This is a genomic window from Paenibacillus xylanexedens (genome assembly GCF_007676705.1).
In the GTDB taxonomy this organism is placed as follows: domain Bacteria; phylum Bacillota; class Bacilli; order Paenibacillales; family Paenibacillaceae; genus Paenibacillus; species Paenibacillus xylanexedens_C.
Window position 1 is genome coordinate 1 of the sequence record NZ_VEBF01000304.1, and the last position, 274, is coordinate 274.

The 274-nt window shown below is 47.8% G+C and carries 1 pseudogene; it reads left to right on the forward strand.

The features are described from left to right. Positions 1 to 274, forward strand: a pseudogene (locus FS628_RS30570) (DNA topoisomerase IV subunit B); the annotation flags it as partial.

Here is a 274-nt window from a genome sequence, read left to right on the forward strand (position 1 = left end):
CTCGCCTTCCTCAACAACCCCATTCCTCTTACACTAACCCATCACCCTACACCTCCAACCAACTCCTTCCTCTACCAACGCCCCATTATCGAATACCTCTCCTTCCTCAACCACAACCCCCAAGTACTCCATCAAAATCCAATTTACGTCGAACGTCCAACACACAACATCCACCTCCAACTTCCCTTCCAATACAATCACAACTACACCCACAATATCTATTCCTTCCCCAACAATATCAACACCCATCACGGCGGAACCCATGAATCACGTT